The sequence below is a fragment of the Hoeflea sp. 108 genome (assembly GCF_000372965.1).
Classification (GTDB): Bacteria; Pseudomonadota; Alphaproteobacteria; order Rhizobiales; family Rhizobiaceae; genus Aminobacter.
This window is the reverse complement of record NZ_KB890024.1, coordinates 2050374-2071430: the sequence shown is the minus strand read 5'-3', so window position 1 is coordinate 2071430 and position 21057 is coordinate 2050374. Positions and strand designations below refer to the sequence as shown.

Annotated in this window: 24 protein-coding genes and 1 pseudogene; 12 read left to right on the top strand and 13 right to left on the bottom strand. The window is 61.1% G+C overall.

Annotation, left to right across the window (positions count from 1 at the left end; translation table 11 throughout):
* Positions 1 to 96: 96 nt before the first annotated feature.
* Complete coding sequence (locus B015_RS0110110; protein WP_018427572.1) at positions 97 to 933, top strand: universal stress protein; 837 nt, start codon at positions 97 to 99, stop codon at positions 931 to 933.
* 61 nt (positions 934 to 994) lie between these two features.
* Here B015_RS0110110 and B015_RS0110105 read toward each other — a convergent pair whose 3' ends face one another.
* The 9 genes from B015_RS0110105 to B015_RS0110060 all read right to left on the bottom strand — a co-directional run bounded on the left by B015_RS0110105 (position 995) and on the right by B015_RS0110060 (position 7396).
* Positions 995 to 1456, bottom strand: coding sequence for a pyridoxamine 5'-phosphate oxidase family protein (locus tag B015_RS0110105; RefSeq protein ID WP_026227113.1), 462 nt, complete (start codon positions 1454 to 1456; stop codon positions 995 to 997).
* 166 nt (positions 1457 to 1622) lie between these two features.
* On the bottom strand, positions 1623 to 2225 hold the full coding sequence (locus B015_RS0110095; protein ID WP_018427569.1) for a hypothetical protein: 603 nt from the start codon (positions 2223 to 2225) through the stop codon (positions 1623 to 1625).
* 65 nt (positions 2226 to 2290) lie between these two features.
* Complete coding sequence (gene fabG / locus B015_RS0110090) at positions 2291 to 3040, bottom strand: 3-oxoacyl-ACP reductase FabG (RefSeq protein ID WP_040456652.1); 750 nt, start codon at positions 3038 to 3040, stop codon at positions 2291 to 2293.
* Positions 3041 to 3051: 11 nt separating this feature from the next.
* Positions 3052 to 3888 carry a universal stress protein gene (locus B015_RS0110085; protein ID WP_018427567.1) on the bottom strand — a complete coding sequence of 279 codons (837 nt, stop codon included), beginning with the start codon at positions 3886 to 3888 and terminating at the stop codon, positions 3052 to 3054.
* Between the two features lie 144 nt (positions 3889 to 4032).
* Entirely contained in the window at positions 4033 to 4695 is a 663-nt protein-coding gene (locus B015_RS0110080; RefSeq protein ID WP_040456649.1) for a phosphoribosyltransferase family protein, read from the bottom strand.
* A 5-nt stretch (positions 4696 to 4700) separates the two neighbouring features.
* A complete protein-coding gene (locus B015_RS0110075) occupies positions 4701 to 5126 on the bottom strand; it encodes a DUF2267 domain-containing protein (protein ID WP_026227109.1) in 426 nt (141 codons plus the stop codon).
* Between the two features lie 252 nt (positions 5127 to 5378).
* Positions 5379 to 5909, bottom strand: a complete 531-nt coding sequence (locus tag B015_RS0110070) for an Hsp20/alpha crystallin family protein (RefSeq protein WP_026227108.1) — start codon at positions 5907 to 5909, stop codon at positions 5379 to 5381.
* A 175-nt stretch (positions 5910 to 6084) separates the two neighbouring features.
* On the bottom strand, positions 6085 to 6552 hold the full coding sequence (locus B015_RS0110065) for a hypothetical protein (RefSeq protein WP_018427563.1): 468 nt from the start codon (positions 6550 to 6552) through the stop codon (positions 6085 to 6087).
* A gap of 22 nt (positions 6553 to 6574) precedes the next feature.
* Entirely contained in the window at positions 6575 to 7396 is an 822-nt protein-coding gene (locus B015_RS0110060; protein WP_018427562.1) for a universal stress protein, read from the bottom strand.
* Between the two features lie 201 nt (positions 7397 to 7597).
* On the opposite strand from B015_RS0110060, the pseudogene B015_RS30720 reads away from it, so the two are divergent.
* The 4 genes and pseudogenes from B015_RS30720 to B015_RS0110040 all read left to right on the top strand — a co-directional run.
* Positions 7598 to 7966 (top strand): annotated as a pseudogene (locus B015_RS30720) (NAD(P)H-dependent oxidoreductase); the annotation flags it as partial.
* The gene (locus B015_RS0110050) at positions 7963 to 8166 is read left to right on the top strand and encodes a hypothetical protein (RefSeq protein WP_018427560.1); all 204 of its coding nucleotides are present in this window, start codon (positions 7963 to 7965) and stop codon (positions 8164 to 8166) included. The pseudogene B015_RS30720 and the gene B015_RS0110050, both read left to right, overlap by 4 nt.
* A gap of 192 nt (positions 8167 to 8358) precedes the next feature.
* Positions 8359 to 9657 carry an amidohydrolase family protein gene (locus B015_RS0110045; RefSeq protein ID WP_018427559.1) on the top strand — a complete coding sequence of 433 codons (1299 nt, stop codon included), beginning with the start codon at positions 8359 to 8361 and terminating at the stop codon, positions 9655 to 9657.
* 76 nt (positions 9658 to 9733) lie between these two features.
* The gene (locus B015_RS0110040; protein WP_051091900.1) at positions 9734 to 10510 is read left to right on the top strand and encodes a hypothetical protein; all 777 of its coding nucleotides are present in this window, start codon (positions 9734 to 9736) and stop codon (positions 10508 to 10510) included.
* A gap of 321 nt (positions 10511 to 10831) precedes the next feature.
* Here the strand turns inward: B015_RS0110040 and B015_RS34070 are convergent, their stop codons facing one another.
* Positions 10832 to 10957, bottom strand: a complete 126-nt coding sequence (locus B015_RS34070) for a hypothetical protein (protein ID WP_018427557.1) — start codon at positions 10955 to 10957, stop codon at positions 10832 to 10834.
* A gap of 77 nt (positions 10958 to 11034) precedes the next feature.
* Positions 11035 to 11895 (bottom strand): 3-keto-5-aminohexanoate cleavage protein, encoded by an 861-nt coding sequence (locus B015_RS0110030; RefSeq protein ID WP_018427556.1) that lies wholly within the window; start codon positions 11893 to 11895, stop codon positions 11035 to 11037.
* Between the two features lie 92 nt (positions 11896 to 11987).
* Here B015_RS0110030 and B015_RS0110025 point away from each other — a divergent pair, with 92 nt between their 5' ends.
* From B015_RS0110025 to B015_RS0110000, 6 genes are all read left to right on the top strand, one after another.
* Positions 11988 to 12872, top strand: coding sequence for a MurR/RpiR family transcriptional regulator (locus B015_RS0110025; RefSeq protein WP_018427555.1), 885 nt, complete (start codon positions 11988 to 11990; stop codon positions 12870 to 12872).
* Entirely contained in the window at positions 12869 to 14206 is a 1338-nt protein-coding gene (locus tag B015_RS0110020) for an aspartate aminotransferase family protein (RefSeq protein WP_026227104.1), read from the top strand. The genes B015_RS0110025 and B015_RS0110020 overlap by 4 nt, the downstream gene beginning before the upstream one ends.
* Positions 14207 to 14227: 21 nt before the next feature.
* Positions 14228 to 14965 (top strand): glutamine ABC transporter substrate-binding protein GlnH, encoded by a 738-nt coding sequence (gene glnH, locus B015_RS0110015; RefSeq protein ID WP_018427553.1) that lies wholly within the window; start codon positions 14228 to 14230, stop codon positions 14963 to 14965.
* A gap of 61 nt (positions 14966 to 15026) precedes the next feature.
* The gene (glnP, locus tag B015_RS0110010) at positions 15027 to 15683 is read left to right on the top strand and encodes a glutamine ABC transporter permease GlnP (RefSeq protein WP_018427552.1); all 657 of its coding nucleotides are present in this window, start codon (positions 15027 to 15029) and stop codon (positions 15681 to 15683) included.
* Positions 15680 to 16408 carry a glutamine ABC transporter ATP-binding protein GlnQ gene (glnQ, locus tag B015_RS0110005; RefSeq protein WP_018427551.1) on the top strand — a complete coding sequence of 243 codons (729 nt, stop codon included), beginning with the start codon at positions 15680 to 15682 and terminating at the stop codon, positions 16406 to 16408. The genes glnP and glnQ overlap by 4 nt, the downstream gene beginning before the upstream one ends.
* Entirely contained in the window at positions 16398 to 17438 is a 1041-nt protein-coding gene (locus B015_RS0110000) for a C45 family peptidase (protein WP_018427550.1), read from the top strand. The genes glnQ and B015_RS0110000 overlap by 11 nt, the downstream gene beginning before the upstream one ends.
* A 114-nt stretch (positions 17439 to 17552) precedes the next feature.
* On the opposite strand, the gene B015_RS0109995 is transcribed toward B015_RS0110000, so the two are convergent.
* Entirely contained in the window at positions 17553 to 18710 is a 1158-nt protein-coding gene (locus tag B015_RS0109995) for an MFS transporter (RefSeq protein WP_018427549.1), read from the bottom strand.
* A gap of 664 nt (positions 18711 to 19374) precedes the next feature.
* Between B015_RS0109995 and B015_RS0109990 the strand changes: the two genes are divergently transcribed.
* Positions 19375 to 20262, top strand: a complete 888-nt coding sequence (locus B015_RS0109990) for a GGDEF domain-containing protein (protein ID WP_018427548.1) — start codon at positions 19375 to 19377, stop codon at positions 20260 to 20262.
* A 314-nt stretch (positions 20263 to 20576) separates the two neighbouring features.
* Here B015_RS0109990 and B015_RS0109985 read toward each other — a convergent pair whose 3' ends face one another.
* Positions 20577 to 21056 (bottom strand): RidA family protein, encoded by a 480-nt coding sequence (locus tag B015_RS0109985; protein ID WP_245262144.1) that lies wholly within the window; start codon positions 21054 to 21056, stop codon positions 20577 to 20579.
* Position 21057 lies beyond the last annotated feature (1 nt).

Genomic DNA, 21057 nt, shown 5'->3' with positions numbered 1-21057 from the left:
ATCGCATGCGCTTTCACGAATTGACGCAGAGCAAGGAATGTTCCGATCCTGGGCGGTATCAGAAGACCTGGTTTCAATTGACTGAGGATTCAAGCCATGGCCTTCAAGACAATTCTAACGGTTACGGGCACCCACCGCGGCGACAACGACATCAAGTTGGCCGCCTCCTTGTGCGCGGAGTTGGACGCTCATCTTTCCGTGCTTGCCGTAACACTCGCAGCTCCCCCGCCCATCGGCGACTACGCGGCCCCTATGTCCGACGCCTGGATGGAAGAGCGGCGCGCCGATCTCGAGCGGCTCGATTCGAGGACGGCCGAGGTCACGCAAGTGCTTGCCGGCGCTGCGATTTCGGCGGATGTCACCAACACCTATCCCGAAATAGCTTGGGCCGACGAGATTATCGGGCGGCGCGCCCACTATGCCGATCTGACCTTTGTCGGGCCGGAGCTTTTGGCAGGCGGAACGCTCAGGGACAAGACGATTGAAGGTGCGCTCTTCTCATCGGGCAAGCCAATGCTGTTGTCGCCCGAGGGCACCAAACCGACGCTGCGTCCCAGGAAGGTGATGGTTGCATGGGATTCGCGCGCCGAAGCCTCGCGGGCAGTTCGGGAAGCCATCGATATCCTGGAGGCAGCAGACGAGGTACATGTGGTGCTCGTTGATCCGCTTGAAGGTGAAGGCCGTCAGGGCGACGAGCCAGGGGCCGATATAGCGACCTATCTGGCCCGCCACGGCGCAAAGGTTACGGTCGACAGGTTGCCGAGCTCAGGGCAAAAGGTCGCCGATGTGCTGAAGCGGCATGCCTCGGACATGTCCGCTGACCTGATCGTGATGGGCGCATACGGCCACTCCCGCCTTCGCGAGAAGATTTTCGGCGGCGTTACCAAATCGATCCTGGAAGACGTTTCAATCCCGGTATTGATGGCACGCTGAATTTAAGCCGCGAGGTCGGTGAGAGATAGAACCGACCTCGCGTATCAGATTCCAATATTCCTTAAGATTGCTCACCCTCTATGGCCTCCCGGCCCGATATCTGTTCCACGTAAATCCGGAAGAAGAGGTGGGATGAGTGATCGGCAATGGGACGCTGATCGGGTTTCAGACCGCCTGGCTCCCACCAATTCACATGTTTGCTGAGCAGGTTCCAGGCATGCTCCTGATCGATCTTGTTCTGGGGCGTGTCGCCTTTCAGCTCCTCGAAGCGGCCATCGACCAGCACGCTGCGCCACTCTCGGCCACTTCCCCTTTCGTCGACCAGCACGCAAACGCAGGGATTGGCTCGCATGAAGTCGATCTTCTTTCCAGGCATCGAGAATGCGTAAAGCCTGTTGTCTGAGTAACAGAAGTAAAACGGTACTACGTATGGCCGTCTGTCCTTGGAACAAGCCAGGTGGCCGAAGTGACTGCGAGCCAGAATCTTGCTGCAGTCGAGCGTAGACAAAGAACGAACCCACATGACCTCACCTCCGTAACGCTGGGTCAGCGCGGCCAGAAGTCGATCGCGCCAGCCGTGATTGGCACAACACGTGTCCCGGCCTCTCCTGACAGGACATGTTCCGCATTCGAAATCGATCCGATCGCAGCCCATTTGTGCGATGCCTCGACGAAATCGCATGCGGCCTTCACCTTAGGCCCCATTGAAGACGGATCGAAGGCCCCGCAGCGACGGGTACGGGGCCGCACATAACAACTGCCGTACCAGATCCGATCAAAGATTTCGCTGCGCCAATCTCGATGGTTTCGAGGAGGCGGGGAACTGGGACAACACGTCGATACTCGCCGTCAAAATCCGTAAATTGCCAGCCACGCAGCTGGCGCAATTGGTGGGCGTAGGTCCGTTCGTAGAAGGGTCCGATGGGCTTGGCCGGCTTTCCAAATGCCTCGTCATCGGCATTGACCAGCACCTGCGCCATTTGCGCGACAACGTGTCGGTCGCTCCCGAGTTTGTTCCGCAACTCTCGAGCCAGCAGATACCCTGTCTCACCCCCGGCTTGAGCACACAGCAGATCAAGACGCGTAGGTTCGGCGACCCGATAAGAAAACGACTGCAGTGCGAGCATCGCCAATTGCGGGCCGCTGCCGTGAGCGATCACCACGTCGTGTTCCCGAAACACGGGCGCGAGCCACGTGGTGGCCATGGCGGCGTTTTCGCGCTGGTTCTCAGCCGTGATCGCCTGCCCTTTGCGCAAGAGGGCATTCCCACCCAAGGAAATTACCAGTCTCATGTCGTGCCTCCGCAGGTTGTGTTCGCTGCTGGCAACCGGGCACGTTCGCGATGCCGTGAGGGCGACTAGCGCGACGTGTAACCTCCGTCGACCAGATGATAGCTACCCGTTATGAAGCTGGCTCTTTCAGACAAAAGGAAGCAAGTCAGCGCCGCGACCTCACGCGCAGACCCGAGGCGGTTCAACGGGTGAAGCGCCGCCAACTGTCCGATCGTCTCGTCGTCCAGGTTCTTTTTCAGCAGCGGAGTGTCGATAAACGCTGGGCCGACGGCGTTAACGCGAACATTCTTCCCTACGTATTCAAGGGCCACAGCTTTCGTCAATCCAACCAAGGCGTGCTTTGCTGCGACATACGCGCAAGCCTTGCTCCAGCCCACCGACCCCAGAATGGACGACATGTTGACGATCGCTCCTCCACCGGACTTCAGCATGGCCGGAAGCTGGAACTTGATGCAGTAGAAGACACCATTGAGATTCACTTCCATCACGCTTAGCCAATTGTCGATCGGGTAGTCGGCCGTTTCGGATTCCGCACCGCCTATGCCCGCATTGTTGACCGCAAGGTGGAGACCTCCAAACGTCTCCACGGCGAACCCGACCATCTGTTCAACTGATCGCGGATCGGCAACGTCGACCTGACAGGCATGGGCTTCGCCTTTTTCAGCCACGATGATTTCCGCCACGCGTGCCGCTGAGTGGATGTCGATGTCGGCCACAACAACCTTGGCACCGCCGGCGGCAAGCTCGCGAGCCACAGCCTCACCTATGCCCGATCCAGCTCCGGTGACGAGCGCGACTTTGCTTGAGAACTCCATGGCCAAGTCCCTCAATGCGACATCAGTATCGGCAGACGCAAGTCCGTCAGAACGCCTTCCGTCGCCCCGCCAAGTACGAAGTCGCGAACCCTGGAATGGCCGTATCCCCCCATCACCAGGAGATCCGTACCCAGCTCGATTGCCCGTTCCTGCAAGGTAATTGCGATCGGGCAGTCTTCGGATTTGATGTCTGCGGCATCAGCGTTGAGCCCACGCTTTCTCAATGAGGCAACCAGCTTTTCGCCGATGTCAGCTGCCTTCAGCGGCTTTTCGTCAACTACTGTGAGAACATGAATCCTGGAGGCGTGTGTCAGAAGCGGCAGTGCATCAGCCACGGCGCGAGCTGCCACTCGGCTGCCGTCCCATGCGATTGCGATGTGCTCGATCTTGGCTGCGCTCGCCGAGTCGGGCAGGAGGATAGTTGGCCTGCCAGAGCCGAAAACGACCCCTTCCGCAATCATCCGGGAAGTCTGGTTGTTAGGCTCCCATCCGACAACGGCAAGGTCATAGTACCTGGCGTGGGTTGCTGCACTTTCACCCTGAAGCGCGAGAAGGACAGCCTCCGAGGCAGTGGTGACTGAAACGCCCAGTCGCAATCCTTCTTCGATCAATTTCGCGAGGAGGTGCTCGCCGGCTTGGTGGCTGATTGCCTCGGCCTGGCGGATACGGGCCGGGACATCAATCAGAATTCGTGACAATGGACTCGAAACGTGAGGGATGGCGGCATCAATCGCGAGAGCATACAGGTCGGCATGGAGCTGTTGCGCGACAGCGACAGCATTGACGGCGACGGTATCGGAGTTTGCATCGGGGTATGTCGCGAGTGGCAGAAAAATCTGGGTTTTCATCCTGCGTCTCCTTGAGCAACGCTCAGGACGCAACATCGACCTGAACATGATCAGAATGATCGTCTCGGGAGACCTTAACCTTGACGTAGAGCAAACATTTGAGGATCGCACTGCCACTGCACGAGAAAAGACACTCGAGTTGACTTATCGAGGATGACGAAGTCTTCGCTCTTCGTCGGCTGCCCGAAGAGCATTCATCGCGTCCTCGTCGGTCAGCTGAGGGAAGCTGCGATAGTGATAGCTCAAGGCCCGAAAGCGGCCAGGCGTGCTCAAGCAGAAGACCTGATCGGCCTCCTGCCGGACAACATCAAGCGCGTCGGACGGTGCAACCGGGATTGCCACGACGGTACGTGTGGGTCCCCGCCGTTTGACTGCTCGCAACGCGACCTTCAGGGTCGCCCCTGTAGCGGCACCATCGTCGACCAAGACCGCAGTTCTGCCAGCCAGAGAATGGGGACGAGTGACCGCTCCGAAAAGCCTGCTGCGTCGCTCCAGTTCCGGGCGCTCTGCGCTAACCAGGGCAGCGAGCTCCTCGTCACCCAGGGAATATGCTTCGACGATTTCGCGGTTCACAACCACATCCGGAGGTGTGCCGTCGACAATTGCGGCGACAGCCAACTCCGAATTTTCCGGTGCGCCGACTTTGCGGACAATGAGCACGTCGAGCGGTGCATCGAGAGCTCTTGCGACGGCCGCAGCCACTGGAACGCCCCCACGGGGAAGCGCCAAAACAACGGGTTTGAAAAGCTTGGCACCAAGCAATTCAAGTCCCAGCCTTTCGCCAGCCTCTTGTCTGTCTTGGAACATTATCGTCATTCCGGCCAAAGATGTCGGAGCGACTTGCGCATCGAATTCTTCACCTGGACAATTTCACCATGCGAAAGATGCCGATCGAGAAGCCTGAATACGGCTGCAATGCCCTCCTCGATGTCGATCTCCGGCTGGTCGTCCAAGGATTTCGAGATTCGGAGCGCAAAGTCACGCTTGTCACGCTCCCGGGCGGGTGACGTCCCTGGATTCCAGCCTTCGAAATAGATCCCCCGGATCATCTCAGGGAGCTGTGAGGAAAGATCGGCGGCCTCTTCGGGCGACAGCCAATCGCGCAACGCTTGAAGCACCGACCTCATCAAGCGATGAGAAAGGTTTTCCGGCCAGCCGAGATCAGCAGCCAACTCATTCACCCATTGCTGAGCTTTTTGGGCGGAATGTGAGAAGTTCGGCTTGGATGCGTGTCCCATGAGGTCGACTCCATGTCCTTTGCCGGAGTGTCTCGACTTTGAGTGGTTTGGGAGACCAGCCACGCCAACTCCCTCCACGTCGTTGCGAAGTATCTGGCAGTCTCGTCGTCAGAAAGCCCAGTTGCCTCAGGGCGCGCACGCTCGCTTCAGGATTGGGACCCAACCGAAGCTTGACGTTTTCGGCTACCATCGGGACATCTCCGGGCGGAGGTGCCGGCGCTACAAACACGCCGACACTCGGTGTGGCGGGCCCTATGCGGTCTTCACCGTGATTGTCTTTTCGGGCTTTTGAGCTTCCGCGGTCTTCGGCAGCCTGACAGTCAAGATGCCTTTCGAGAAGGTGGCTTCGATCTTGTCGGGATCGATTCCGTCAGGAATCTGAATGGACCGCTGAAACGAACCGTAGCGACGTTCCGAGAGGAAATAGTCTTTCTTTTTTTCCTCCTTTTCCTCGCTCTTCTCGCCCTTGATGGTCAGCAGGTGGTTGGTGACCTTGATGTCGATGTTCTTCTCGTCGGCACCCGGCATCTCGGCGGTGATTTCGTATTCTTTCTCCTTTTCGACCAGGTCCATCGCAGGAGCCAGTGGCCAACTTCCTTCGAAAGAAGTGCGCGGCTCCGGTAGCCTAGGAAATGACCCACGCCAGCCGAAAGGATGGAAATCATCGAAGAGACGATCGACTTCTCGGCGCAAGGTTTCAAATGGGCTCCAGCCGTTGCCGCGCGGCTCCGGGGAAGCTCCCTTTTCCGCTTTCACTGGAAGTTTGGTCGATGTGTCAGTCATGGAATTGATCCTCTTGAACGTTGACCAATCGCCTGCAGACACCAGGGATCTTCGCACAAACTGCGCCGCGTTCATTCTTCCGAAGCTGTCTATGGCGATATCCCAAAACAATACGCCTGAAACATTAGACAACATTGATGTACGTCAAATTGGTTGCAACAGAACCTGGCCGCGATCAGGCGCTATCGCGAAGCGGCCACACTGCCTCTGTGACATTCTCACCCACCGAAACTGGCGGATCGAGATAGAATTCCCATAGGTCGCCGGCCGCCTTCAGTCCGCCACCCTGAATCGCTTGAAGCATCCTCGCGTGCATGAGATGCAGTTGCTCGCCAGACCCTCTGTTCGCCACCTTGACGGCTTCTCCGGCCGCTGTTGCGCCGAGTCCCAATCCCGACCCTCTCAAGATCCTGAACTGATCCTCACGTATTGGAAATCCTGCGTCGAAAGAGATCTTCTGTTCACCAATCTCGCGATAGTGAACGACGGGGAGGCCAGCAGGAACAACCATGTTGGACGACAGGGTATGGTAGAGTTTCTCGAAACTAGACGTTAGAGCATCCTCAAGTTGTGAGGGCGCACAGCTCTTCGAGGCGAATGCAAAGGGCCTCGTCACCAACGTCACAAACTCGAGATCGGGCATTGCTAGTCCCCGTATCCGGTTTTCAGTTCGATAGCAGCCGATTGACCGATTTGCCCCGAAGCAAGGTACGGGTGACCCCGCCAAAGGCCCATTCACTGAGGCGGCTGTGCCCATATGCCCCGGACACAATCAGGTCAGCTCCAAATTCCGACGCGGCCTCCATTAGGGCCTCGGCTTCATTCGCGCCACCAACATCAACGATCTCGCTGAATGCCTTGATGCCATGCCTGGCCAGGTAAGCAACAACGTCATCGATGCTTGCCCGGGTCGCCGGCGTATTCTTATCGACAGTAACAACGTGTACTCGTGATGCCGCAGTCAAGAACGGTAAGCCATCGACAATCGCACGACGTGCTTCACGTGTATCTTTCCAGCCAATCAGGATGGCCTCGGCCTTTGGAAGTTGGAAATCAAATGGCGCGAGCAGTACTGGACGTCCAGAAGACAGGAGTAGCGTCCCCAGATCAACGCTGCGGGACGTATCGAGTGGAAAGTCGGGCTGGGGCCCAGAAATAATGAGGTCTGCCGCTCGACAGTTAATCGCGAGCAACTTGGTTGGATTGCCGATCAATCCGCGCCAGCTGGCACGCTTGCTGTTTTCAGTTTCGCGAACGAATTCCGCTTTCGCTGCGGCGAGGCTAGCTTCGATGGCTTCGCACTGGCGCTTCAGCTCGTCAGCAACGGCCATATTGCTCTCGCCAAGGCGCATCACGTAGCGAGGCTCGGCGGCGCAAAAACCAATAAGATCTGCGTCGAACATCAGAGCCACGGATTTTGCATACGCGACCCGAGGCCGAATGGGACCGTCGATATCAAGGTGCAGGAGAACACTGTTGTAGGCCATTTGGGTGCTCCAAGTTGAGCAACCAGTGACACATCCAGGCTAGGGCGCATTGACGTGCGTCAAAGCTGCTGGGTGCCTCGCTTGCAAAGCTCTGCCACGCGCGGTCAAGTACCTCCTCGCACGCAGCCTCCGGCGCACTTGCAAGGAGAACGACCGCGGTGGGTAAGACCTACGTTCAGTATTCGAACACGGAGTGACGATCAACTACACTGGATACCTCTGCCGGGCGGGGCCATCCGGCCAACACAGGGACGGACCTTGGCGCTCATGCAGGTTTCCGGTGGCTCGCAGTCCTTCAATGCCGTGAACCAGATACGAATCCTCGGTCGGTGGATGCGCATGGTGACCATCCCGAACCAATCCTCCATCGCCAACGCGTGGCAGGAATTCGACGAAGGCGGGCGCATGAAGCCATCCTCCTTCTACGACCGGGTCGTCGATGTGATGGAAGACCTGATGAAGTTCACGCTGCTGACCCGTGGCATCTCGGACCATCTCACCGACCGCTACAGCGAGCGCAAGGAAAGCCTCGCCAAGCTGGAGAAGCGAGTGAGCCTGAAATCCATATGACTGCCGAGCGTTCGCCGATCGTCGCCCTCGGCGTTACGCAGATCATCGGTTACGGGACACTCTACTACGCGTTCAGCATCCTGGCGGCCGACATTGGCTCGCGGGCATCCGTCAGCCATTGCGCTTTCGACTGTCACTTTCCGTTGGCCGCCAGGGTTGGCTATTCCGGATTAAGGCTTGAACCTGAAGCAAACATCTGATGTGCTCGCGAAATCATAGCGGCAAGGAGGGGCGCGCCGTTGTTGCGGATCGGTCAGAAATATCAACACCTTGCCCACGGTTGGACCTGCGCGTGCCATACTCCACAGGCTCAGCAGCTACTCACGCGCGTTGACAAGGGTCTTTCCCGTCGTTCCGTCTTGAAGGCAGTCGCTGGAGTTCTCGCAGCTCCGATGTTTGGTGCTGCGGTCCCTGCCTTCGCACAGTCCGGCAAGCCAGTCCTGCTTCGCAACGTCAAGATCTTCGACGGCATGACATCCAAGCTGGTCGAAGCCCACGGCCTCTTGATCGATGGCAGGCTCATCAAGGCACTTGTCCCTGCAAGCGACGCAGTTTCAGATGCCGACACCATAGACTGCGGCGGCCGTACGCTGATGCCTGGGATGATCGATGCACACTGGCATTCGATCCTCGCAGGCATTTCTCAAATGGTGGCCATGACCGCCGACATTCCGTACGTCCATTTGATCGCAGCACAAGAGGCTGAGCGCACGGTGCTGCGTGGCTTCACGACGGTCCGGGATGTCGGGGGACCATCATTTGCACTGAAGCGCGCCATCGATGAGGGGCGCATACCAGGGCCGCGCATCTATCCCTCCGGAGCAATGATCTCGCAGACCTCCGGGCATGGCGATTTCCGTATACGCACCGAGCTGCCACGCACTCCTCAAACCGATCTCAACATAACGGAAACGGCGGGTATTGCGGCGATCGCCGACGGCGAGGCGGAGGTGCTGCGCCGTGTCCGCGAGCAACTCATGCTCGGTGCCAGCCAGATCAAGATCATGGGTGGCGGCGGTGTCGCCTCCGCCTATGACCCTATCGATGCGCTTCAGTATTCCGAAACCGAGATGAAGGCGGCTGTGGCAGCTGCAACCGACTGGGGCACATATGTCTGCATCCATGCGTATACGTCCGCCGCAGTCCAGCGGGCGCTCGCGTGCGGGGTGAAGTCGATTGAGCACGGCCAGCTTGCCGACGAGGAGACGGTGAAGCGTATCGCGGATTCGGGCGCCTGGTGGAGCATCCAGCCGTTTCTTGCCGATGAAGATGCCAACACCTATGCCTCTCCCGAGCAGCGCACGCACCAGCAGATGATTGCGGATGGAACTGCCCGGGCAGTCGAACTGGGACGCAAGCATAAGGTCAAGATGGCGCTGGGCACAGACATTTTGTTCAACCCGAAGGGCACGGCAACACAAGGCAAGCAACTGGCCAAATTTGCGCGGTGGTACGACAACGCCGAGGTGTTGCGGCTTTTGACAAGCGGCAATGCCGAACTTGCAGGTCTTTCCGGGCCGCGCAATCCTTATCCAGGAAAGCTCGGAGTGATCGAGGCGGGCGCCTATGCCGATCTTCTCGTGATCGACGGCGATCCGCTCGATGACATCTCCTTGATCGCCGATCCCGAGCGGACGCTGAAGCTCGTCATGAAGGATGGACGTATCCACAAGAATACACTTGGAGCCTGAGGGGGCATCATTGAACAGATTTGCAGTTGCCGTTGTCTTGGGCCTATGCAGCACTCAGGCAGGATATGCAGCCGATGTGCTTCCTGCCCGACCAGAAGAAGCGACACCAGCTCTCGCCGAAAGCCGGAACTGGGCGTTGCAGATTTCGCCCTATATGTGGGCTGCCGGCCTTAAAGGAAACATATCGCCGTTCCGCCAAGGCCCGTCCATCGGCGTGGAGAAGTCATTCTCGGACGTTTTGGATAACCTCAACTTCGGCGGCTTCGTCAATGTGTGGGGACGCCACGACCGGTTCGTCTTCTCCGGTGACATCATGTATGTCGACACGACCGATAGCCACGGCGCCGGGCCATTGCCGACATTCCAGCTTCCGGGCGGCATCGTGGTGCCCGCCGGCACAAGTGTGGATGCCAAGGTCGACACGAAGCAGTTCACGGCGACCTTGCAGGGTGGCTATCGTGTCGTCGACACACCGGGTTTCACACTCGACGCACTCGCCGGCGCGCGTTTCTGGCACATCTCTAATGATGTGACGCTCACTGTGGGGCTCGGCGGCGGCAGTGTGACCCGTAGTTATGGCGAGAACTTCGGCTGGGTGGACCCGGTGATAGGCGCACGCGCGTTCCTGCCCGTGACGGAAAAACTCTCCTTGCAAGCTCAGGCGGACATCGGCGGTTTTGGCGCCGGGTCGAAGCTCACATGGTCGGTGCTTGCGACTGCCAATTATGTCATCAACGAACACTTCTCCGCCTCGCTCGGCTACAAGGTGCTCGACGTTGATTACGATCATGACGGCCATGTCTTCGATACCCGCCTGTCCGGGCCTGTCCTGGGAATGACTTACAGGTTCTAGGCGCTGAACAGGTGCGGGGTAGAATGAAATCTAACCGCGGGTGGAACCATGGGAGCTTTGTCATAGACAAGGAATTGCACCGGGACTTTCGCCTGATCGCCTACCCGATCCCAGGATCGTAGGTGTTGCGGCCTCGACCTGACACTTCGGGCGCTGCCACGCATTTTACCGCACTGCCTGACACCTGAATCGAAGCTGATATGTAAAGGGTTGCGCATTCAAGCAGCCTCACTCTCCGGCAGCCCCCCCGCTGAGCGCGACAGCAAGAGCCGCAAGCACGCCCCATCCACGGCAGCACCCGCAGAGCCTCCCAATCCACCGCTACGCCACCCAATGCCGTTCCGACCCGACGCCGACGCGCATCGAGGAGAAGTTCAGGCCGATGCCCGTCTCGCCACCTTCGGGGCCTTCGGCGATGCGGAAGCTCTGGAAGACTGGGGAAATCATCCAATCATCAGGACGACAGCGAGGATCGCGGGCTGCTTCAGGCAAACGACGCCAGATAGACAAACAGCACGAGATGCCTACCGACTACTGGGTGGCGGAGGCGAGCTTGACAGCGACCCGGCGCGGAGTTCGGCTGCGGCGCATGTTTCCAAGCCGAGAGCGCGAGCGGATCTTGCGACTGTCGCGACCAACGCGGCGTTCGAAGGCGCCAAGGTGCCGTCCGGCAGATGCAGGTTGTTTTCGAACCCAACGCGGATATGGCCGCCGAGGAGTGCTGCGGCGGTGACGCAGGCGGCTTCGTGCTTGCCGAAGGCGCAAACGCTCCAATGGGAGAAGCGCGGCCCATCCGGCGCGAGGAAGGGCAGAAGATCGGCGGGCACAGATGTCTGGGACACGGTGTAGCGGCCGAGCACGTAGAGCACGGGGATGTCCGGCCAGGGTACCAGGCCGCGCCGGATCATCGCTGCGAGGCGCACGGCCTCGGCTGGGTCGTAGAGGATGATCTGCGGCAGCACGTCTTCCCGCCTCATCCACGCAAGCGCCTCGGCGAAGGCCGGCTCGGCGGCCTCGTCCGGGGCGAGTTCGCGCAGCGCCAGCGAGGCGGCTTCGGGTCGCACGGCCTTCAGCACGGCTATCTGCTCGGCCGGGGCATAGATGCCGAGCGCTTCCGTCGTGATCTGGATGACCAGCCTGTCGCCGACCTCCTTGCGGATCGCGTCAATCGCCTGCCGGTAGGCGTCGGCATCGACCAAGTGGCCGCCGTCGGGGCGGCGGACATGGACATGGATCATCGCCGCGCCAGCGTCCAGGCACGCGGCGGCGGTGCGTGCGAGTTCTGCCGGTGTCAGCGGAATGACCGGATGATCGGCCCTGGTCCGGCGCCCACCGTTCGGCGCCACTGCAATCGCCACCCGATGCTGGCTATAGAGGTCGGCCATCCGCATTCCTCATATATGATTCATATGGATCATATCATTACATCATTGAAACATATGTTGCAAACCACCAATGAAGGGTGTAATCGAATCCCATGCAAACCGGTCCTCTCGCAGACACGATCGTCCAGGCCTTCGACACGATGTCGGAGCAGTTGCAGGCGGCCGCGCGCTACATCCTGAACCAACCTCGTGACGTCGCCTTGCTGTCCATGCGCGAGCAGGCACGGCATGCTGGCGTCCAGCCCGCCACCATGACCCGGCTTGCCAAGCATCTCGGCCTCGCCGGCTACGAGGATATCCGCCAGCAATATGCCGACGCGATGCGCGGCAACGTGACGGGATTCGCAGGCCGCGTCGGGGCGCAGGCGAAGAGCCAGAAGCTCAAGGGCGAGCATGCCCTGGCGGCCGACATGCTCGGCGGCATCGCCACGCAGGTCAGCCAGCTGGCGCAGCCGGCCACGCTCGACGCCCTGGTCGAGGCGGCCGGACGGCTGAGCGCAGCGCGGCGCATCTATTGCCTCGGCCTGCGCTCCAGTCACTCGCCGGCCTGGCACCTGCATTACATCCTCTCGCTCGCAGGCAAGCATTCGACCATGCTGGATGCCGTCGGCGGCATCGGTGCGGATGCGCTCGGCGTCGCCACGGACGACGACGTGATGGTCGCCGTCAGCGTGCTGCCCTATACGCGCCAGACGATCGAGATCGCCGACTATGCCGGCGAAGCGGGCGTGCCGCTGATCGCCATTACCGACAGCCCCGTCGCCCCCCTCGCCCAGCTTGCCGCCTGCACCGTCGTCGTGCCGACCGAAAGCCCGTCCTTCCTGCACACCATGTCGCCGGCCTTCGTCGTCGCCGAGGTGCTGGGCGCTCTGGTCGCGGGACAGGCAGGAGATGCGGCCAGCGCGGCACTTGCCGGCGTCGATCGTCAATCCGCCGCCCTCAACGTCCACCTCAAGACAAGGATGAAGCGCCCGTGACCCGTATCCTGCACCGCGCCATTCATTCCCGCTTGCCCGTCGCGGTCGGCGGCAAGGGCATCGAGCTCTTCGATGCCGAGGGCAAGGCCTACATCGACGCCTCGGGTGGTGCTGCGGTCTCCTGCCTCGGCCATGCCCATCCAGCCGTCCTTGCCGCCCTGCACGAACAGCTGGACCGGCTCGCTTATGCCCATACCGGCTTCTTCACCTCCGAGACCGCCGAGGCGCTGGCCGATCTCCTGATCGAGGACGCGCCGGCCGGGCTAAGCCACGTCTATCTCGTCAGCGGTGGGTCGGAAGCGGTCGAGGCGGCGCTGAAGATGGCGCGGCAGTATTTCGTCGAGAAAGGCGAGCCGCAGCGCCGCCACATCATCGCGCGCCGGCAGAGTTATCACGGCAACACGCTCGGCGCACTTGCCGCCGGCGGCAATGAATGGCGCCGCGCCCAGTTCAGGCCGCTGCTCATCGAAACCCATCACATCGACCCCTGTTATGCCTATCGCCTGCAGCAGCCCGGCGAGAGCGACGAGGCCTATGCCGCCCGCGCCGCGCAGCAGCTGGAGGACAAGATCCTAGAACTCGGCGCGGACCAGGTCATCGCCTTCGTGGCCGAACCCGTGGTGGGCGCCACCGCCGGTGCCGTTCCGCCGGTCGCCGACTACTTCAAGCGCATCCGCGCCATCTGCGACCGGTACGGCGTGTTGCTGATCCTCGACGAGGTGATGTGCGGCATGGGCCGCACCGGCACATTGCACGCCTGCGAGCAGGACGGTGTGTCGCCCGACCTGATGACGATCGCCAAGGGGCTCGGCGGCGGCTACCAGCCGGTTGGCGCGGTGTTGCTTTCCGACAGGATCTTCGACGGCTTCGCGAACGGCTCCGGGTTCTTCCAGCATGGCCATACCTACATGGGTCATCCGATGGCGGCGGCCGCCGCCCTCGCCGTTCAGCAGGTCATCCGGCGTGACAACCTGCTCGCCAACGTGGTCACCATGGGGGCGGAGCTGGAGAGCCAGCTCACCGAGCGCCTCGGCAACCATCATCATGTCGGCGACATCCGCGGGCGCGGCCTGTTTCGCGGGGTCGAACTCGTCGCCGACCGTGCCCGCAAACGGCCATTCGATCCGAAGCTCAAGCTCAACGCCCTCATCAAGAAGGAAGCCATGGCGCGGGGACTGATGGTCTATCCGATGGGCGGCACTATCGACGGCCGTCTCGGCGACCACGTGCTCATCGCCCCGCCCTTCATCGTCGATCGCGCCGGTATCGGCAGCATCGTCGACCGGCTGGGCGACGCCATCGACGCCGCGACGAACGCTCTTCCGCACGCATAACCAAGCAAAAGGGGAACTGACATGAAACTGCGTTCTATTCTGTTTGCCGCCTTCGCCACCGCCATCGCCCTTGCACCGGCGCGGGCGGAGGACCTGGTGGTCGCCACCGACACCGCCTTCGTGCCTTTCGAATTCAAGGAAGGCGACAAGTATGTCGGCTTCGACATCGACATGTGGGATGCCATCGCCAAGGAAATCGGCGTCACCTACACGCTGCAGCCGATGGACTTCAACGGCATCATTCCCGCCCTCCAGACCAAGCAGGTGGATGTGGCGCTCGCCGGCATCACCATCAAGGATGAGCGCAAGAAGGCCATCGACTTTTCCGACGGCTATTATGACAGCGGCTTCCTGTTGATGGTGCCGACGGACAGCACCATCAAGGGTGCGGATGACCTCAAGGGCAAGATTCTCGCCACCAAGACCGGCACGTCGGCGACTGACTATGCCAAGGAGCACTTCAAGGACACGGAGCTGCGCCAGTTCCCCAACATCGACAATGCCTATCTGGAACTGCAGACGGGCCGGGTCGACGCCGCCATGCACGACACGCCGAACGTGCTCTATTACGTAAAGACCGCAGGCGGCGGCAAGGTGAAGGCAGTCGGCGAGCAGATGATGGCCCATCAATACGGCATCGGCTTTCCGAAGGGCAGCGAACTGGTCGCCAAAGTCAACACCGCGCTCGCCAACATGAAGAAGGACGGCCGCTACACCGAAATCTACAAGAAGTGGTTCGGCACGGAGCCGAAGCTCTGATGCTCTAGCCCGAGTGCGCCGGCACGGCTGGCGCGCTCTCCTCTCACCGGGGAGCCAATCCATGGAATTCGACTGGTCCGTCATCGGCGAGGCCATGCCCGCACTGCTGAGCGGCGCGCGCCTTACCATCCTCATCACCATCGCCGGCCTGGTGGGCGGCCTCATCGTCGGTTTTGTCGCGGGTCTGATGCGCGCTTACGGTAATGCGCTGCTCAACGCCATCGCCTTCACCTATGTCGAGCTGATCCGCGGCACGCCGATCGTCGTCCAGGTGATGTTCATCTATTTCGCCCTTCCGGTACTGGCCGATGTCCGCGTCAATCCGATGACCGCGGCCGTCACCGCCATCATCGTGAACGCGGGCGCCTACATCGCTGAGATCGTGCGCGGCTCCTTCCTCTCCGTGCATAAGGGATTGAAGGAGGCAGGCCTCGCGCTCGGCTTGCCGATGTGGAAGGTGCTGGTCTACATCATCGGCCCGGTCGCCTTCCGCCGCATGATCCCGCCGCTCGGCAACCAATTCATTGTCAGCCTCAAGGACACCTCGCTGTTCATCGTTATCGGCGTCGGCGAACTCACCCGCCAAGGTCAGGAGATCATGGCCGCCAACTTCCGCGCCGTCGAAATCTGGAGCGCGGTGGCGATCCTCTACCTGCTGATGACCGGCACCATGACGCTGATCCTGCGCGTCACCGAAAAGAGGATGCGGATTCTATGAGCATCGTCGAATTTCGAAACGTCACGAAAACCTTCGGTTCGGTCGTGGTATTGCGCGAAGTCGACCTCAACATCGACAAGGGCGAGGTGGTGGTGCTGATCGGCCCCTCCGGTTCCGGCAAGTCGACGTTGCTCCGCTGCATCAACGCGCTGGAGGACATCAATGGCGGCGATCTTGTCGTCGACAACATCAGCGTGAAGGCCGGCCGCTCGCAGGTGCGGATGATCCGCCAGGAAGCGGGCATGGTCTTCCAGCAGTTCAACCTCTTCCCGCAGATGACGGCGCTGGAAAATGTCGCCTTCGGCCCTCGCCGCGTCCGGGGCGTCGGCCGGGCCGAGTCGCTGGAACAGGCCAGGGCACTGCTCGCCAAAGTCGGCCTTGCGGAGCGCGGCCATCACTATCCGTCCGAGCTTTCGGGCGGACAGCAGCAGCGCGTGGCGATCGCCCGAGCTCTGGCCGTCAAACCCAAGCTGATGCTGTTCGACGAGCCGACCTCCGCGCTCGACCCGGAACTGCGCCACGAGGTGCTGCGCGTCATGCAGTCGCTGGCAGAGGAAGGCATGACGATGATCGTGGTGACGCATGAGATGGCTTTCGCCCGCCAGGTCGGAACGCGGCTGATCTTCATGGAAGATGGCAAGATCTCCGTAGACGGCAATCCCGCCGCCCTGCTCGCCAATCCTGAAAATCCCCGCCTGCGGGAGTTCTTGCAGCATGTCCACTGAAACCAGGCTGGGCTTCATCGACATCGCCGGCGCGCCGCACGACGTGGGCGCCCAGCTCGGCCGTTTCGGCCGCGAGATCGCCCATCGCCATCTCCTCATCGGCCACGCCTGGGCTTCGGTCATGGCCCGCAGAGACGACCCGCGCGTTGCCTCCATGCGCGCGTCGGTCGAGGCGTGCTTCCCTGTCCATTGGGCGGAACTGCAAGGGCTCGCCAGCGGCCTCGACCTGCCCTTCGACGATGTCTTCCTGTGGAATTGCCGAGGAGACGTCTGGGCTTTCGCACCCGACGGCTGCACCACGGTACAGATCCCCGGCGTGGAACCTGTCGTTGCCCACAACGAAGACGGCGATCCGGGCTTTCGCGGTCACTGCGCGCTTGCCCGGATTCGCCCGGAAAGCGGCCGAGCCTTCACGAGCTTCGTCTATCCGGCCTCGATCCCCGGCCATACCTTCGCCGTCACCGAGGCTGGCCTCGTCCAGGCGGTCAACAATATCCGCTCGCGCGGGATCGGCGATGGCCTGCCGCGCATGGTTCTCGGCCGCGCCCTGCTCGATTGCGGCACGCTCGACGAGGCGGTCCACCTGGTCAGGACCAGCGAACGCGCTGGCGCCTTCCACATGACCCTCGCCCAGCAGGGCGATCGCCGCCTTCTCAGCGTCGAGTTCACTGACAAAAACTGCAGCGTCATTGCTGTTGATCGCCCCCAGTGCCATGCCAACCATCTCATCCACGAGGATGCCAGGAATGAACGGCAGGTCATCACCGACTCCTCCCTCTCACGTCAGCAGCGCGGCGACGCCCTTCTCGACGGAGCATCCACAACGGTCGATCCGCTCCGCGTCCTGCAGGACAAGGTCATCGCGCCGCTGCCGATCTATCGCGAGCAGCCCGACGACCCCGACCACGAGAACACGCTGGCGACCGCGGTCTTCCGCGTCGGAGCCAACTCCGTCGACTGGACGGTCCACGACCACGCAAGCGACACGCCGCGATTTGCATTGAAGGGGACAGCGGCACCGGCGGCGTAAGGTCTGTTCAAGCGCATGCACAGGGTTGCCAGCACCCAGGGGCCGAACATAGGCGAACTGGGAAACCCGCCCCTTGTCTACGGAAGTGGCGAGGCCTTCCAGCACCCTGCAAATTCAGGGCATCGAGCAGACTGGACGAATCCGGCTCCGCGTCGCCACCACACTGAGTCCGACCGCGAGAACCGCAAGTCCCGCCCCGAGCCACGGGAGCGTCTCCAGCAGGTCCCAATCCACCGCTACACCACCCAGTGCCGTTCCAAGCCCGACGCCGATATGCATGGCTGAGAAGTTCAGGCCGATGCCCGCTTCGCTGCCCTCGGGGTCTTCGGCGATGAGGAAGCCCTGGACGACTGGGGAAATCATCCAGCTGATGCATCCCCAGACCATCAGGACGACAACTTGGATCACGGGTTGCTCCAGGGCTGCCGGGATGGCGGCCAGGGCTGCGAGATAGGCGACGGTGGTGATGACGAGCGCCTTGCCTGGCGAAAAAAGGTCAGCCAACCGGCCACCCAGATGCCCCCCGGTCACGCCGGATATGCCAAATGCGAGGAAGGCCAGGAAGAGTTCGCCCTGGGCAAAACCAGCGATATCAAGCAGATACGGCGCCAAATAGGCAAACAGCGTGAAATGTCCGCCGATCATGGTGACCGAGACCAGTTGGGCCGCGACCAGATTCCATGACGAAAGATGCTTGCGGTAGCCGGGCGCCTTGCCGGCGCTGATGCCAGTCCTGGACATGACGACCCAGCTCAGGACAAGGACGAGCGCGGCGAGCAACGCCAGCAGCAGGAACACTGACCGCCAGCCAAGATGGCCGCTGACGAACATGCCTGCGGGCACGCCGAGCACGAGCGAGCCGCTGATGCCCATGAAGATCACCCCGATTGCCCGTCCGCGCATCTCGGGCCCGGCCAGTTCGGTCGCCATCATGGTGGCGACGACGCAGACGGCCGCGCTGGCCAGTGCCATGCCGATCCTGGCGGCGAACAGGAATGCGTAACCAGGGCTCGACGCGGCCAGGAGGCTGGCGGCAACGAACACGCCCATCGCGCCCAGAAACACCAGCCTGCGCTCGAACCTGTTGGTGAGCAGCAGCACGGCGGGCGCGGCAACCGCGAAGGTTACCGAAAACGCCGACGTCAGTTGGCCAGCGAGACCCCGGGAAATGCCGAGGCCGGATGAAATGTCGGGCAGGATGCCAACGATGATGTTTTCGGCTGTGCCCGTGACAAAAGTCGCCAGGGCGAGCAGGAAAATCCGGAAGTTCAAGACCACGTCCCCATTGCTGTCAGCCAGCCGCGGTGGACGACGCCCGATCCGCTAACCGGCTGCAATTGCCAGTCGGGTTTCGAGCTTGGTTTCGGTTATCCCTGTCGCAGGGCTAGCACGGCGCCCCCAGATAGGGAAGCCGGCGGCCAGCGCCCGGAGCGTCGTGTAAGCCTCCCAACAAAGCGCACACCGAGCTTGTCCCCGACGAAGGCGGGGGTGGTCTGCTCGACGCCCGGACCAGCGCCGGATAGGTGATCGAGGCGCTGTTGAAACCGAGCCGGCGATAGGTCGCCTCCATGTCTCTGTTCAGGTCGAGTTGTGGATTGCGCTGTCGAGCACGGTCATCACATGAACCGTATCCTTCAGGAAGTGCGTTCCCATGACGGTGGGATAACCCTCGTTTGGCGCCCGCTCGAACAGAAGCCCGCAAGTTCCGCCTCGACTTCGCCCAGCCGCCGTGACAAGGCCGGCTGCGCAGTGGGGAGTCGGGACGATGCACGGTGAATGCTGCGAGCATGATCCAATCAGACGAGCTTGTGATGCCGGCAACTTCGGGTCACGCCCACAATGGGGACGTGACCAGACCTGGAGCGTAAGTTCCAGGTGCGCGCGCTTAGGCTGAGCCAGTGCAGCCGCCTCGACCATCAACATACATTGCAGCGCGTTGATTGAGTACCGCACGCTCGACGAAAACATCATCGGCAGCACCACCGAAATCTTTACCTGTCACGGACTAGACTGCAGCACCTTCAATCAGTGGCATGGCATGTTCCGAACCGAAGAAATCGTCAGGCGTTTTGGGAAGCTCAGCGTTCCAAAGCAGAGCTGCATCCTGGTCGTCGCGGCGATCCTGGGAGCCGACCTGCTCACCTTGATCTTCTACGGAATGTTCTTTTCCGATCGCCTCTTGCTCGACCTGTTGCTGACGACCCTGATCGTTGTCGTCGTCGCCTTCCCTCTGGCCTTCTTCGTGATGAACCAGCAGGCGAGGCTGACAACGATGGCGGAAAAGCTGGACCGGGCCGCGCGGACTGACGACCTGACCGGACTTTCCAATAGGAAGACTTTCTTCGACCAGGTACGGCAGACCATCCAGAGCAGCTCAGGCTCGGCCGGATGCCTCCTGTTCATCGACGCGGACCACTTCAAGTCGATCAACGATACATACGGTCACGCTACGGGGGACGTCGTCCTGTTGGAACTGGGCGCAATCATGAAGTCCAGCGTTGGCGGACAAGACCTGGTCGCGCGACTGGGCGGCGAGGAGTTCGCGGTCTTTCTGGTCGGAGCCGATCGTTCGGCAGCACTTCGGACCGCCGAAGCCCTACGGCTGAAAGCCCACCAGGTGGCAAGTTGCGCAGGCATTGGCGACCACCAGGTCAGCGTCAGCATCGGCATTTCCATCCACCGCACAGGCCTGGGCCTGGAGGATCTCCTTCTGGAGGCCGACAAGAACCTCTATGCCGCCAAGAAGAATGGCCGGGATCGTGTGATGGAAGCGGAGCGAGTGTTTCCTGGCCCGGCAGATGTTTTGTCCAGGCTAAGGCATTAGCATGACCACCCCTTGAGACAGCGGACAGCATCACTGACACAACCTTGGTTGCGTCGCCATCCAGGGAGATCGTCACGAGCCGTGGACGGTGGAGGCACTGACCGCCACGTCCTCCAAGGAGCAAGTCCCGGCACTCCTGCACGACAGGCGAACGCCCCGCACCTTCGTCATCCCCGGGCAAAGCAGGCGCGCGGCGACGTCGTGGAAACCCTCGGATCCATGCCGTCACAAAGGCACTCGTGCCCGATCCACCAGTTTTCCCGCGCGGTCGGTGGGCCTCACGCCGTCACGGCCGCAGCGGCCTGGCAGTTCCTCTACCGGGATGCGACTGCAGTGATTTCAACGCCGAGATCAGGATAAGCGAGCCTGGACTCGACCGTTGCCCTCGCCGGAGCTTCTCCGGGGATGACCCATCGATCCCAAGCTTCGTTCATCAGGTCGAAGTTCGACATATCCGCCAGATAAATCTGCACCATGGCGAGGTTCCTCTTCGTCACCCCGGCCTGAGCCAGCGTCTCATCGAGTAACTGAAGGACCTCTTCCGTCTGTTCGCGAACCGACTGGCCTCGCGTCTTCTCTGCAGTGTGGCCAGCGACGAAAATCAGGTTCCCAACGACGACAGCGTCGCTCCACCTGGTATCGGGGTTTATTCTTTCTAGCATCTGTTCATCCTTTGTCGCTTCTTCGCCGGATGGCTTTGAGAGCCCCGCCGGCGACAGCCTATGTTTGATAGGCCGCCCGAGAGCAAGAGACGATAACCACCACCGTCGAACCGCAAACAGCAGAGAGGCCATT